The 12914-nt window shown below is 74.1% G+C and carries 9 protein-coding genes; 6 read left to right on the plus strand and 3 right to left on the minus strand.

What is annotated here, in order from left to right:
• The first annotated feature begins 32 nt into the window (after positions 1–32).
• Together ACGFQ9_RS29280 and ACGFQ9_RS29285 are read left to right on the plus strand one after the other, a co-directional pair.
• A complete protein-coding gene (locus ACGFQ9_RS29280) occupies positions 33–1439 on the plus strand; it encodes a purine-cytosine permease family protein (RefSeq protein WP_393577913.1) in 1407 nt (468 codons plus the stop codon).
• Positions 1440–1567: 128 nt separating this feature from the next.
• The gene (locus ACGFQ9_RS29285; RefSeq protein WP_393577915.1) at positions 1568–3223 is read left to right on the plus strand and encodes an amidohydrolase; all 1656 of its coding nucleotides are present in this window, start codon (positions 1568–1570) and stop codon (positions 3221–3223) included.
• Positions 3224–3824: 601 nt separating this feature from the next.
• Here ACGFQ9_RS29285 and ACGFQ9_RS29290 read toward each other — a convergent pair.
• A complete protein-coding gene (locus tag ACGFQ9_RS29290; RefSeq protein ID WP_393577917.1) occupies positions 3825–4889 on the minus strand; it encodes a DUF3533 domain-containing protein in 1065 nt (354 codons plus the stop codon).
• Between the two features lie 139 nt (positions 4890–5028).
• Between ACGFQ9_RS29290 and ACGFQ9_RS29295 the strand changes: the two genes are divergently transcribed.
• The 3 genes from ACGFQ9_RS29295 to ACGFQ9_RS29305 all read left to right on the plus strand — a co-directional run bounded on the left by ACGFQ9_RS29295 (position 5029) and on the right by ACGFQ9_RS29305 (position 10665).
• Positions 5029–8535, plus strand: a complete 3507-nt coding sequence (locus ACGFQ9_RS29295; protein ID WP_393577919.1) for a DNA polymerase III subunit alpha — start codon at positions 5029–5031, stop codon at positions 8533–8535.
• A 104-nt stretch (positions 8536–8639) separates the two neighbouring features.
• Positions 8640–9608, plus strand: a complete 969-nt coding sequence (locus tag ACGFQ9_RS29300) for a hypothetical protein (RefSeq protein WP_393578179.1) — start codon at positions 8640–8642, stop codon at positions 9606–9608.
• 178 nt (positions 9609–9786) lie between these two features.
• Positions 9787–10665, plus strand: coding sequence for an esterase/lipase family protein (locus tag ACGFQ9_RS29305; protein ID WP_393577920.1), 879 nt, complete (start codon positions 9787–9789; stop codon positions 10663–10665).
• Between the two features lie 42 nt (positions 10666–10707).
• Here the strand turns inward: ACGFQ9_RS29305 and ACGFQ9_RS29310 are convergent, their stop codons facing one another.
• The gene (locus ACGFQ9_RS29310) at positions 10708–11745 is read right to left on the minus strand and encodes a lytic polysaccharide monooxygenase (RefSeq protein ID WP_393577922.1); all 1038 of its coding nucleotides are present in this window, start codon (positions 11743–11745) and stop codon (positions 10708–10710) included.
• 218 nt (positions 11746–11963) lie between these two features.
• Between ACGFQ9_RS29310 and ACGFQ9_RS29315 the strand changes: the two genes are divergently transcribed.
• Positions 11964–12449 (plus strand): GNAT family N-acetyltransferase, encoded by a 486-nt coding sequence (locus ACGFQ9_RS29315; RefSeq protein WP_393577923.1) that lies wholly within the window; start codon positions 11964–11966, stop codon positions 12447–12449.
• Here the strand turns inward: ACGFQ9_RS29315 and ACGFQ9_RS29320 are convergent.
• A complete protein-coding gene (locus ACGFQ9_RS29320; protein ID WP_393577925.1) occupies positions 12425–12913 on the minus strand; it encodes a DUF402 domain-containing protein in 489 nt (162 codons plus the stop codon). The genes ACGFQ9_RS29315 and ACGFQ9_RS29320 overlap by 25 nt on opposite strands.
• Between the last annotated feature and the right edge of the window lies 1 nt (position 12914).

The following is a 12914-nucleotide window of genomic DNA, read 5'->3' on the forward strand; positions in this document are numbered from 1 at the left end:
GTTCCGTTCGTGATCAGTTCAGAGGTGTGCGCATGAATGACGCGGTCGTCACAGACGAAGCCGGCCGGGACGAGGTCTTCAAGGTCGAGACGCACGGCATCGACCCGATTCCGGACGGGGAGCGTCACGGCAGCGCCAGGGACCTGTTCTGGCTCTGGTTCGGCTCCAACCTCACCTTCACCTACGTGATCAACGGTGCCCTGGCCGTCGCCTTCGGGCTCACCTTCTGGCAGGCCACCGCCGTGGTCGTGGCCAGCGGGCTCACCTTCCTCGCGATCAGTGCCGCCGGGCTCTCCGGAGTCCGCACCGGCACCGCCACCCTGGTGATCTCCCGAGCCGCCTTCGGTGTCCGCGGAAACCTCCCCGCCGGGGTCCTCAACTGGCTGGTCGGCATCGGGTACACGATCCTCAACACGGTGGTCGGCACCCTCGCCCTGGAGGTCTTCCTCGGCGACCTCGGCCTGCTGCACGGCACCCCCGCCCGTGCCGTGGCCCTGGCCGTCACCCTCGCGCTGACCTTCGTCATCGCCCTGTGGGGCCACGCCACCGTCCAGTTCGCCGAGCGCTGGATGGCCTACGTGCTCGCCGTCGGCTTCGGCGCCCTGCTCGCCTTCCTGCTGCCCGGCGCCGACACCTCCGCCCCGGCCGCCGTCGTCCCGGGGGCATCCGGCTGGAGCCTGGCCTTCGTGATCATGCTCGCGGCCCCCTTCTCGTACCTGCCGATGCCCGCCGACTACACCCGGTACCTGCCCCGCACCACCTCGCTGCGGTCGATCACCTGGTACGGAGCGCTGGGCGGTTTCGTCTCCTCCGTGGCCCTGGGCATCGCGGGCGTGGCCGCCGCCACCCAGACCGACATGACCGACGCCGTCGCCGGCACCGAGGAACTGCTGCCCGGCTGGTTCCAGCCGGTCTTCCTGGCCCTCGTCCTCGGCGGCTCCGTCACCAACTCGATCATCACCCTCTACTCCTCCAGCCTGAACCTGCAGGTCCTCGGCATCCCGTGGAGCCGAGCCAAGGCCATCGTGGTCAGCGCCGCCATCACCGGACTCGGCTCGCTCGCCGCCCTCTTCCTCACCGACTTCACCACCGCCCTCACCTCCTTCCTGTCCCTGCTGATCATCGTGTTCGCGCCGTGGGGCGGCGTCTTCCTCGCCGACATGCTGCTGCGCCGCTGCCGGTACGACGACCACGCCCTGCACTCCGCCGGGCCGGAGGGCGGCTACTGGTACCGCTCCGGCTACCACCCGGCCGGCATGGCCGCCCTCCTCGCGGGCATCGTCTTCGCCGCCCTGACCTGCGACTCCGAGCTGTGGACCGGCCCGCTGGTGGCCCCGCTCGGCGGAGCGGACCTCACCCTGCTCGGCGCGGTGGTCTCCGGCCTCACGTACTGGGCACTGTTCCGCGGGGCGTCCGACCGGAGCACGGTCGCCGCTTGATGCCGGGCGGCGCTTTACGGCGCTGTCCTGTCCTGTCCTGTTCAGTCTTGTTCGGTCCCGTTCTGTCCTGTTCGGTCCTGTTCGGCTTTGGCCGTCGCTTCCCACCACCCCTCACAGGAGCACCACCCATGCACATCCCCGCCGACCTGCTGCTCACCGGCGCCCGGATCCACACCGTCGACCCGGAGCTGCCCGAGGCCGAGGCCCTCGCCGTGCGCGACGGCCGCATCGTCTGGGTCGGCCCGGACAGTGAGGCCGAGCACTGGGCCGGACCGGACACCGAGCGGATCGACGCGGCCGGCCGGCTGGTCCTGCCCGGCTTCGTCGACGCGCACAACCACGTCCGGCTCGGCTCCGACGACGCCTGCGTGCAGCTGGCCGGGGCCCGCAGCCTGGACGAGATCCACGAGCGGATCCGGACCTGGCACGCCGCGCACCCGGACGCCGAGTGGATCGAGGCCGAGGCCTTCGACTACTCGGCGATCACCGGCGGGCGGATGCCGCGCGCCGCCGACCTGGACCCGGTCACCGGGGACACCCCCGCGATCGTGCTCTCGTACGACGTGCACACCGCCTGGCTGAACACGGCCGCGCTGCGCCGGCTGGGCGTCGGACCGGGCCGTACGGACCTGCCGTTCGGCACGGCCGAGACGGACCCGGAGACGGGCGAACCCACCGGATTCGTCAAGGACTTCGCGGTCAAGGGACTCTCCCGGGACGGCCACCGGGCGCTGCGCGAGCTCGGTGTGCCGTGGGCGTCCCCGGACCGGCAGTACGGGCGGCTCGCCAAGTCCCTGGACGACGCGATCGGCTACGGCATCACCACCGTGGTCGAACCGCAGAACTCCCTGGACGACCTCGAACTCTTCGAGCGGGCCCGGGAGGAGGGGCGACTGCGCTCCCGGATCGTCGCGGCGCTGTTCCACCCGCGCGGCACGACCGACGCGGACCTGGACGAGTTCGCCGGCGCGGCGGAGCGGTTCTCCGACGACCGGTTGCGGGTCGGGCCGCTCAAGCTGTACATCGACGATGTGGTGGAGCCGCGTACGGCGGCCCTGCTGGAGCCGTACGCGCGCGGCTGCGGGCAGCACCGGGGTGAGACCTTCTACCCGCCGGAGGAGTTCGCCGAACTGCTCGCCAAGCTGGACGCTCGGGGCTTCCAGTGCTTCGTGCACGCCACCGGCGACCGGGGCATCCGTACGGTGCTCGACGCGGTCGCACACGCGCGGGAGGTCAACGGGCCGCGCGACGCGCGCCACCAGGTGGTGCACGTGGAGTGCCTGGACCCGGCGGACGTGCCGCGGTTCGCGGAGCTCGGGGTGGTGGCGTGCATGCAGCCGAGGCACTGCGCGCCGGAGATCGCCGGGCCGGGCCAGGACTGGGCGGAGAACGTGGGCGAGGGGCGCTGGCACAAGGCGTGGCCGATGCGGAGCCTTGCCGGGGCGGGCGCGGTGCTGGCGTTCTCCAGTGACTGGAACGTGGCCGAGATGGACCCGATGATCGGCATCTACACGGCGGTCACCCGGCGGCCGCTGGCCGGCGACGGGCCGGCCTGGCGGCCGGAGGAGACCGTGGACGTGGCGACCGCGGTGTACGGCTACACGATGGGCTCTGCCTACGCGAACTTCCTGGAGGGGGAGCGGGGGTCGCTGACGGTGGGCAAGCTCGCCGACTTCGTGGTGCTCTCGCGGGACATCTTCGCGGTACCGGCGGACCGGATTCCGGGGACGGTGGCGGAGACGGTGGTGGTCGGCGGCCGGGTGGTCCACCGGGCGGCGGCGTAACGGGGCGGGGGCGGGCCGGCTCCGGCTGCCGGGCGGGGCCGGGGTCGGCATCTGGGCCGGGGTTCCGGTTGCCGGGCGGGGGCGGGGCCCGGGGTCTGGGGGGCTTCGGGTGCGGGGGCCGGGGGCTCCGGCTGGGGGTGTCCGGGACGGCATGATTTACGGCGCGCTGAGCGGGATCCGGTTGTCGGGCGGGGGGCGCGCCACAAATCACGCTTGAGTGTCCCGGACACCCCCAGCCTCCACCCCCGTCCCCCTCCGGTACCCCGCGTGAGTGGGGGCAGGCGCGCTACCGCGGTGTGGGCAGGCGTCCCGCAGGGCGGGACGGGTGGGCACACCGGGACACCGCCGCGCAACGTCCGTACCCCCGCCCAACCCGAAGCCCCGCTCACGGGGCCCGGGGCGCAGCCCCGAGGGGTCCGGGGCGCAGCCCCGGTTTCGGGAAGGGGCGGGGTGGGGCAGAGGCGCCGCGCAGCGGGGGAGCCGGAGCCCCGCTGGGTTCAGGGTCGGCTTCGTTCACGGGACCCGGGGCGCAGCCCGGATGAGGGGCGGGGCGGAGCCCCGAGGGGGGCGGGGCGGAGCCCCGAGGAGAAGGCGGGAGGGGTCAGGGGAGGCGGGCTGCGGGGCCGCGTTCGGGAGGGGCGGGGAGGCCGCTGCCCACCGGCGCGCCGGCGCGCCCGTGGCGGGACACCGCGCACGCCATCGTCACCACCGCGCCGAGGACCGCCCATCCCGCCAGTACGAGCAATGGGCCCCCGGCCCCGTTCCCCTTGAAGTACGCGATGGAGCGCGCGGCGAACGTGCCCGCGCCCGGCGGCAGCGCCGGGCCGATGGTCCGCCAGAACGGCGGGAGCAGCGGGTACGGGTAGGCGCCGCCGGCGCTCGGGTTGCCGAGGACCACGACGAGCAGGATGGCCAGGCCGATGCCGACCACGCCGGCCAGCCCCTGCAGGGCCAGGGTGAGCGCGCCCACCGCGAAGACGACCAGTGCGCCCAGCCCCCACAGGGCCCAGATGCTGCCGGGCAGCGCGTCCAGCACCGGCCCCGCGATCAACGCGCCGAGCAGCCCCGCGGCGAGCGCGTACGCGAGCAGCGCGCCGAGCCGGATGACCGCGCGGGCGGAGTTCGCGGGCCGGGCCCCCGCGCTGATCGCGAGGATCGCGGCACACAGGTAGCCGCCCACGCACCAGCCCACCACCAGGTAGAACGCGGACAGCCCGCGGGCGTCGCCGCGGGCGGCGGGGGCCACGTCGACCACCCGCACCGTGCGGCCGCGGGCCTTCTCGACCGCGCCGACGACCTGCTCCAGTGCCTGGGACAGGGAGGCGCCGGCGCCGCTCGCGACGAGCAGCCGGTCGGCCGGCCCGGCCGGGTCGATGATCAGCGCGCCGTCCACGTCCCGGTTCTCGACCTGGGCCAGGGCGGCGGCCTCGTCGGCGACCGCGCGCGGATCGAGCGGATCGCCGGGCAGCTCGGCGAGCTGCTCCACCGACTGCTCGGTGATCCGGGCCGCAGGGGAGGCCACGGCGATCGGGATCTCGCTCGGCTTCGGCTGGTGGAAGGCGCCGATGTACGAGGTGACGAAGGCGAGCTGGAGCACCAGCACCCCGAACACCAGCAGTGCGGCGCGCACGGTCACCGCGTCCTTGATCTCGGCGAGGAAGCTCATGTCCTCACGCTGGGCGGGGCGGGGGAGGGGCGCAGCAGGGGAGGGGCGAACGGGTGATGCGGGGGTCACCCGGATGGTCGAACAAACGTTTCGTACGGGCATTCGAATTGGTCTATGGTGGAGACGGGGGAGACCGGCCATGGGGTACCGAGGGAAACAGGAGGCGCGGGTGACTTGTTTTACGCATCTGCACGCCGTTTCCGGGTTCTCCATGCGCTACGGAGCCTCCCACCCGGAACGGCTGGCGGAGCGTGCCGCCGAGCGGGGCATGGACGCCCTCGCGCTCACCGACCGCGACACCCTCGCGGGTGCGGTGCGGTTCGCCAAGGCGTGCTCGAAGGCCGGCGTCCGCCCCCTGTTCGGGGTGGACCTCGCCGTGCCGGACCACGACCGCACGGCCGGGAGCGAATCCACCACCCAGCGCCGCCGCACCCCCGTCAAGGGCGGTGCCTTCCTCGACGAATCCGCACACCGGGCCGTCTTCCTCGCCCGCGACGGCGCCGCCGGCTGGGCCGAGCTGTGCCGGCTGGTCACCGCGGCCCACGCCCGTACGGCGGACGTGCCGCAGCTGGAGTGGCCGGAGCTGCGCGGCGGCGCGGGAGTGTTCGTGCTGCTCGGCCCCGGCTCGGAGGTGGGGCGTGCGCTGGCCGCCGGACGCCCGGACCGGGCGGCCCGGCTGCTCACGCCCTGGCGCGAGGTCTACGGGGACGCGCTGCGGCTGGAGGCGGTGCACCACGGACGGGCCGGGACCGGCCCCGGCTCGCTGCGGCTGGCCGCCCGCACCGTCGGCTTCGCCGCCGAGCAGGGCGTCACCGCCGTCCTGACCAACGCCGTCCGCTACGCCGACCCGGGCCAGGGCCCGGTCGCCGACGTGCTCGACGCCGCGCGCAGGCTCGTGCCCATCGACCCCCGCAGACCGCTCGACAGCGGCGAGCGCTGGCTCAAGGGGGCCGAGGCGATGGCCGGGTCCGCCGACGCGGTCGTCCGCGCGGCCGGCCTGCGGCCCGCCGACGCCCGCCGCCTGCTGGAGGACACCCGGCGCACCGCCGAGGCGTGCACCGTCGACCCCGAGGACGACCTGGGCATGGGATCGGTGCACTTCCCCGAACCCTGGCTGGTCGGCGCGGCCCACCGCACCGCCCAGCGGGTCCTGGAGTCCCGGGCCGGCGCCGGCATGGTGCTGCGCGGCTACGCCGGCCGCCGGGAGTACTGGGACCGGATGCGCGACGAGCTCGACATCATCGCCCACCACGGCTATGCCACCTATTTCCTGACGGTCGCTCAAGTCGTTGATGATGTGAGGAAGATGGGGATCCGGGTGGCGGCCCGTGGGTCCGGTGCGGGCTCCCTGGTCAACCACCTGCTCGGGATCGCGACGGCCGACCCGGTCGAACACGGCCTGCTGATGGAGCGGTTCCTGTCCAAGCGGCGCCCGGTGCTGCCCGACATCGACATCGACGTGGAGTCCGCCCGCCGGCTGGAGGTCTACCGGGAGATCATCGGCCGGTTCGGCGCCGAGCGCGTCGCCACCGTCGCCATGCCCGAGACCTACCGGGTGCGGCACGCCATCCGGGACGTCGGCGCCGCCCTGTCCATGGACCCGGCCGTCATCGACCGGCTCGCCAAGGCCTTCCCGCACATCCGGGCCCGCGACGCCCGCGCCGCCCTGGCGGAGCTCCCGGAGCTGAGCGACGTACGGGCCGAACAGGAGCGGCACGGCTTCGGCCGGCTGTGGGAGCTGGTGGAGGCGCTGGACGCGCTGCCGCGCGGAATCGCCATGCACCCGTGCGGGGTGCTGCTCTCCGACGCCTCGCTGCTCGCCCGCACCCCGGTGGTGCCCACCAGCGGCGAGGGCTTCCCGATGTCCCAGTTCGACAAGGACGACGTGGAGGACCTCGGGCTGCTGAAGCTGGACGTGCTGGGCGTCCGGATGCAGTCGGCGATGGCGCACGCCGTGGACGAGATCCGGCGGGCCACGGGGAAGCGGCTGGACCTGGACGACCCGGCGCAGGTGCCGCCGGGCGACCCGGCCACGTACGAGCTGATCCGCTCGGCCGAGACGCTGGGCTGCTTCCAGATCGAGTCGCCGGGCCAGCGCGACCTGGTCGGCCGGCTGCAGCCGGCCTGCTTCCACGACCTGGTCGTGGACATCTCCCTGTTCCGGCCCGGACCGGTGGCCGCCGACATGGTCCGGCCGTTCATCGAGGCCCGGCACGGGCGGGCGCCCGCCCGCTACCCGCACGAGGACCTGACGGCGGCACTGCGCGAGACCTACGGGGTGGTGGTCTTCCACGAGCAGGTCATCGAGATCGTGCACGTGATGACCGGCTGCGGACGGGACGAGGCCGACCGGGTGCGGCGCGGGCTCTCCGACCCGGAGTCGCAGGGCCGGATCAAGGTCTGGTTCGCCGGCCGGGCGGCGGAGCGGGGCTACGGGCCCGAGGTGGTCGCCCGCACCTGGGAGATCGTCGAGGCGTTCGGCAGCTACGGCTTCTGCAAGGCGCACGCGGTGGCCTTCGCCGTGCCGACGTACCAGTCGGCCTGGCTCAAGGCGCACCACCCGGCCGCCTTCTACGCCGGCCTGCTGACCCACGACCCGGGCATGTACCCCAAGCGGCTGCTGCTGGCGGACGCGCGGCGGCGCGGGGTTCCGGTGCTGCCGCTGGACGTGAACCGGTCCGCGGTCGCCCACCGTATCGAACTGGTGTCCGACGCGCCTTCCGGTGCCCCGCCGGTGTGGGGGCTCAGGCTCGCCCTGGCGGACGTGCACGGCATCAGCGGTGCCGAGGCGGACCGGATCGAGGCCGGGCAGCCGTACGCCTCCCTGCGCGACTTCTGGGACCGGGCACACCCGGGCCGGCCGGTGGCCGAACGGCTCGCTCAGGTCGGCGCGCTGGACGCGTTCGGGACCAACCGCCGGGACCTGCTGCTGCACCTGTCCGAACTGCACGGCGCCCAACGGGCCGGGGCCGGACGGGAAATGAAGGCCCGTCAACTCCCACTGGAAGGCGGACGTTCCACCGCCCGGATCGGCCTGCCCGACCTCAACGAGGCCGAGCGGCTCAGCGCCGAGCTCGGCGTGCTCGGCATGGACGCGTCCCGGCACCTGATGGCGGATCACCACGCCTTCCTCGCCGAACTGGGCGTGGTCCCGGCCCGGTCGCTGCGGGACACCGAACACGGCCGGACCGTGCTGGTCGCGGGTGCCAAGGCGGCCACCCAGACCCCGCCGATCCGGTCCGGCCGCCGGGTCATCTTCACCACCCTGGACGACGGGACCGGCCTGGTCGACCTGGCCTTCTTCGACGACAGCCACGAGGCGTGCGCGCACACGGTGTTCCACTCGTTCCTGCTGCTGGTCCGCGGGGTCGTGCAGCGCCGGGGCCCGCAGAGCCTGAGCGTGGTCGGTGCGGCCGCGTGGAACCTCGCGGAGCTGGTGGAACTGCGCGCGTCCGGCGGACTCGACGCGGTGGCGGCCCGGCTGGCGGCGCCGGCCGCCTCCGGCGGCGGTCCGGCGGACACCGGGCGCCGCATCGAGCTGCCGACCGGCTACCGGATGAACCCCTGGGCGGACCTCCGGCCGCCCGGCGAGGGCACGCAGACCCCGCGCAAGCTGTGGCACTCCAGCCCGGGGAGCGCGGGATGACCGGCTTTGCCCTGCGGGCGGCCCCCGAACCGGCGCTCGAGGCGCGGGGCTCGGGCGGGGTGGGGGCAGAGCCGCGCGCGGCGGACGGGGCCGCCGTGCTGTGCCTGCGGTTCCGGGCCCTGGACGGCGGGCCGCTCGACGCCGCGGCGTACGGCGGGCTGCTCGGGATGGTCGGGGAGGTCACCCCGCTCGTGCAGGCGCTCCCGCCCGACGCCGCGCTCGCCGACGTCCGCGGAGCCTTCCGCTACTTCGGCCGGGACGCCGCCGGGCTGGCCGCGGTCATCCGGGTGCGGGCACTCGCCCTGTACGGCGTGGACTGCGTGATCGGTGCCGCCGGAAACCCCATGCTGGCCCGGATGGCCGCCCGTGCGGCCACCCCCGGCCGCACCCTGGTGGTGCCCGACGAGCCCGCCGCCGTACGGGAGTTCCTCGCGCCCCGGCCCGCCGTCGCGCTGGACGGCATCGGCCCGAAGGCAGCCCGCGCCCTGGCCTCGTACGGCCTGGACTCGGTCGGCCGGATCTCCGGCGTCCCGCTCGCCACCCTCCAGCGCATCCTCGGCGTGCGGGCGGGCCGCGAGGCGTACGAGCGGGCCCACGGCATCGATCGCACCCCGGTGGTGCCCGGTGCCGCCGAACGCTCGCTGGGCGCCGAGCGGACCTTCGGCCTGGACGAGCTGGACCCCGCCGAGCAGCGCCGGGCCCTGCTCTCCCTCACCGAGGAGCTCGGCCTCCGGCTGCGCGCCCGGGGGGAGGTCTGCCGTTCCCTGTCGCTGACCGTGCGCTGCGCCGACCGTACGAGCCTCACCCGCGACCGGGTGCTGCGCGAACCCACCGCGCACTCCGCCGCGCTGACCGCCACCGCGTACGGCATCCATGCCGCGCTGGGCCTGCAGCGGGCCCGGGTGCGTGCCCTGGCGCTGCGCGCCGAGGGGCTCGTACCGGCCGAACGGGCCGCGCACCAGCTGAGTCTGGACCCGGAGGACGACAGGGCCCGCCGGATCGAGGCGGTGGCGGACCGGCTCCGGGCGCGGTTCGGCCCGGCCGCCGTCACCCGGGGCACCCTCGCCGCGTGAGGGTGTATCCGGCGCGCTCGCAGTCGGCTGGGGACCGTCTCGACACGGCGATTTTTTACTGACGCGTAACTTCCAAGTCTTGCTACTCGCTCGTAATTTGACGAGTGGTAACACCCTGGTGATCCGGATCACAGGCATCCCCGCCCCCACATGCCATGAGCCGCAAGGAGATCACCCCATGCTGCCCTGGAGACGCCTGCTCCGGCCGCTCGCCGCCCTCACGCTCGCGATCGGCGCACTCGCCCCCACCGCCACCGCCTCGGCCGCTCCACAGGCCACAGCACAGACCGCCACCGTCAGCAGCGGCTGGAACAACTGGTCCTGCAAGCCCTCGGCCGCGCACCCGCGGCCCGTCGTCCTCGTCCACGGCACCTTCGGCAACTCGGTCGACAACTGGCTCGGCCTCGCCCCGTACCTGGTGCACCGCGGGTACTGCGTCTACTCGCTCGACTACGGGCAGCTGCCCGGCGTGCCCTTCTTCCACGGCCTCGGCGCCGTCGACAAGTCCGCCGAACAGCTCAGCGTGTTCGTCGACCGGGTGCTCGCCGCCACCGGCGCCGCCGAGACCGACATCATCGGCCACTCCCAGGGCGGCATGATGCCGCGCTACTACCTGAAGTTCCTGGGCGGCGCCGACAAGGTGGGCGCGCTGGTCGGGCTCGCCCCCTCCAACCACGGGACCACGCTCCTGGGCCTCACCAAACTGCTGCCCTACTTCCCCGGGGCGGAGGAACTGATCAGCGAGAACACCCCCGGGCTCGCCGACCAGATCGCCGGCTCGGCCTTCCAGAACAAGCTGAACGCCGGCGGCGACACGGTTCCCGGTGTCAGCTACACGGTCATCGCCACCAGGTACGACCAGGTGGTCACCCCGTACCGCAGCCAGTTCCTGGACGGCCCGAACGTCCGCAACGTGGTCCTGCAGGACCTCTGCCCGGTGGACCTCTCCGAGCACGTCGCGATCGGGCTCGTGGACCGGATCGCCTGGCACGAGGCGCTCAACGCACTCGACCCGGCTCACGCCGAACGGACCACCTGCGCCTCGGTCTTCGACTGACGCGCAAGCGGTCCGTGCACCGGGCCCGCCCCGGCTACCGGGTCAGCGGCCGTGCCGTCCCCCGGCGGCACGGCGGCGGGCCAGGCCGAACACCACGGCCGCGCCGACCGCCAGGGCCCCGGCCCCGGCGATCGCTATCGCCGGGGTGGCGCTGTTGCCGCCGGTCTGGGCCAGACCGCCGCCCCCGGAGGAGGACTCCGGGGCGGCCACCGTCGAGGTCGAGGCCAGCGGGGACGGGGACGCCCCGCCGTGGGCACTGTGGCCGTGCGCGTCCCCCGTCGGCGTGGCAGGCGCGGCCGGCACGGCCGGCGTGGTGCCGGTCTGCGGGCCGGTGGGCGCGGTCGGCTGCCCGGTCGGCTTCGTGCCGGGCTTCGTGCTCGGTTTGCCGGTGGGCTGCGGGCCCGGACCGCTCCCGTTGTCCTTCCCGAACACCACGTCCGAGCAGGTGTAGAACGCCTCCGGGCTGTCCGACCGCTGCCAGATGCTGTAGATCAGGTGGCGGCCGGACTTCTTCGGCACGGTGCCGGTGAACACGTACTCGCCGCCCCGCATCCCCGGGTCGGTGACCGTGGCGAACGGCTTCGCCTCCAGGTCGGACCACTTCAGCGGCTTCGACGGGTCGTACCCGTCCCTGGTGATGTACAGGGCGAAGGAGCCCTTGTGCGGAGCCGTGCCCCGGTAGCGGAACGTATGCGCACCGGCCTTCATCGGGGAGGCCGGCCAGTCGCCGCGGGCCAGGTCCAGGCCCTTGTACTTGTCCCGGCCCGCCGAGCACAGCTTGCCGTCCGGGATCAGCTGCTTGTGGCGGCCGCCCGCATCGCCGATGTTCACCTCGTTCCAGTCGTAGAACGCCTGCGTCCCGCTGGCCCGGACCGCCGCCTTGCAGGCCGCAGACTTCGGCGACTCCGGCCCCTCCGCGAAGCACGTGGCCACCCGGCTGACCGGGTCCGTCATCGACCCGTGCGCGACGGCCGGCGTGGTGGCGGTGGCCGCCAGCGCGAGCGGGGCGAGGCCGAGGGCGGCGAGGCGGGCGGCCGTACGGCGGACGGAAGCGGTCGCGACGGTCGGGACGGTCGACATGAGCGTTCTCCTTGTGGGCTGCACATGGTTCGGTGGCCGGCCCCGTGGGCTGAGCGGCGCCGCCCCCCTGTTGCGTTTGCGGCGCCGCTTCCGGCCTTCCCTGGCTCGCCCAAACTAGCCACTCCGAAAGGGGATTCCGGCTGCTCGGAGGCCCTGGAGCCGATCCTTAGGCTTCACTTAAGGAGGCGCTAAGCGCGGCCTACGGATAGCGTGCCCGCATGATCATCGAGACCGAGCCCGAGTCCCGGCAGGAGCCCGGGCGGGAGCCCCGGAGAGCCGTCACCGCGGACGTGCCCGCGGTACGCGCCGTGACCGACGCCGCGTACCGCCACTACATCGAGCGGATCGGGATCCGGCCCGCCCCGATGGACGCGGACCATGCCGCCGGGGTCGCCGCCGGGCACGTCTTCGTCGCCGGCGACCCGGTGGCGGGCCTGGTGGTGCTGGTGCCGCAGGAGGACCACCTCTTCCTGGACAGCGTCGCCGTCCACCCGGACGCCCACGGCACCGGCCTGGGACGGATCCTGCTCGGATTCGCCGAGACCCGCGCCCGCGCGCTGGGCCTGCCCGAGATCCGGCTCTACACCAACGCCCTGATGTGGGAGAACCAGCGGCTCTACCCGCGCTACGGGTACGAGCTCACCGAACGGCGCGTCGACGGCCCGTACGACCGCTTCCACTACCGCAAGCGGCTCAGCGCGTAGCCGCCCTCCGCCACGGCGAGCCGCTCCAGCTCGTCCAGCGCGGCCAGCGCCTGCCGGGCCGCCTCCGGGTCGTGCCCGGCGAGGCCGCTCGCGGCGAACTCGTCCTCGTCCAGCCGCAGCACCTCGGAGCCGTCGGCGGAGACCCACAGGTCCAGGTCGAGGTCCTCCACCACGATCTCGCCGGCGGCCGGGTCCGCCACCGCCGGACGGGTGATGTCGCAGTACCAGCCCTTGAGCGTGCCGTCGCCGGCCCGGACCTCCTTCACGGCGTACCAGCGGTCGCGCCAGTAGTGCTCGGTGAACACGTCGCCCGGCTCGAACCGCACGAAGCCGAAGTCGCGGACGCCGGGAGCCGACCAGGGGGCGCGCACGGAGATCCGCGATCCGTCGTCCCCGACCAGCTCCGCCTCGTAGCGGATCTTCGTACGTCCGCCCTTGACCAGGGCCACCTCGATCACGCCCATG

Origin of the sequence: Streptomyces sp. NPDC048603, assembly GCF_043199475.1 — a bacterium.
Lineage (GTDB): Bacteria > Actinomycetota > Actinomycetes > Streptomycetales > Streptomycetaceae > Streptomyces.

Bases quoted from the DNA above. Each gene is read 5' to 3' on its own strand.
- ACGFQ9_RS29280 (WP_393577913.1), top strand. From the start codon at position 33: ATGAATGACGCGGTCGTCACAGACGAAGCCGGCCGGGACGAGGTCTTC.
- ACGFQ9_RS29285 (WP_393577915.1), top strand. From the start codon at position 1,568: ATGCACATCCCCGCCGACCTGCTGCTCACCGGCGCCCGGATCCACACC.
- ACGFQ9_RS29290 (WP_393577917.1), bottom strand. From the start codon at position 4,889: ATGAGCTTCCTCGCCGAGATCAAGGACGCGGTGACCGTGCGCGCCGCA.
- ACGFQ9_RS29295 (WP_393577919.1), top strand. From the start codon at position 5,029: ATGGGGTACCGAGGGAAACAGGAGGCGCGGGTGACTTGTTTTACGCAT.
- ACGFQ9_RS29305 (WP_393577920.1), top strand. From the start codon at position 9,787: ATGCTGCCCTGGAGACGCCTGCTCCGGCCGCTCGCCGCCCTCACGCTC.
- ACGFQ9_RS29310 (WP_393577922.1), bottom strand. From the start codon at position 11,745: ATGTCGACCGTCCCGACCGTCGCGACCGCTTCCGTCCGCCGTACGGCC.
- ACGFQ9_RS29315 (WP_393577923.1), top strand. From the start codon at position 11,964: ATGATCATCGAGACCGAGCCCGAGTCCCGGCAGGAGCCCGGGCGGGAG.
- ACGFQ9_RS29320 (WP_393577925.1), bottom strand. From the start codon at position 12,913: ATGGGCGTGATCGAGGTGGCCCTGGTCAAGGGCGGACGTACGAAGATC.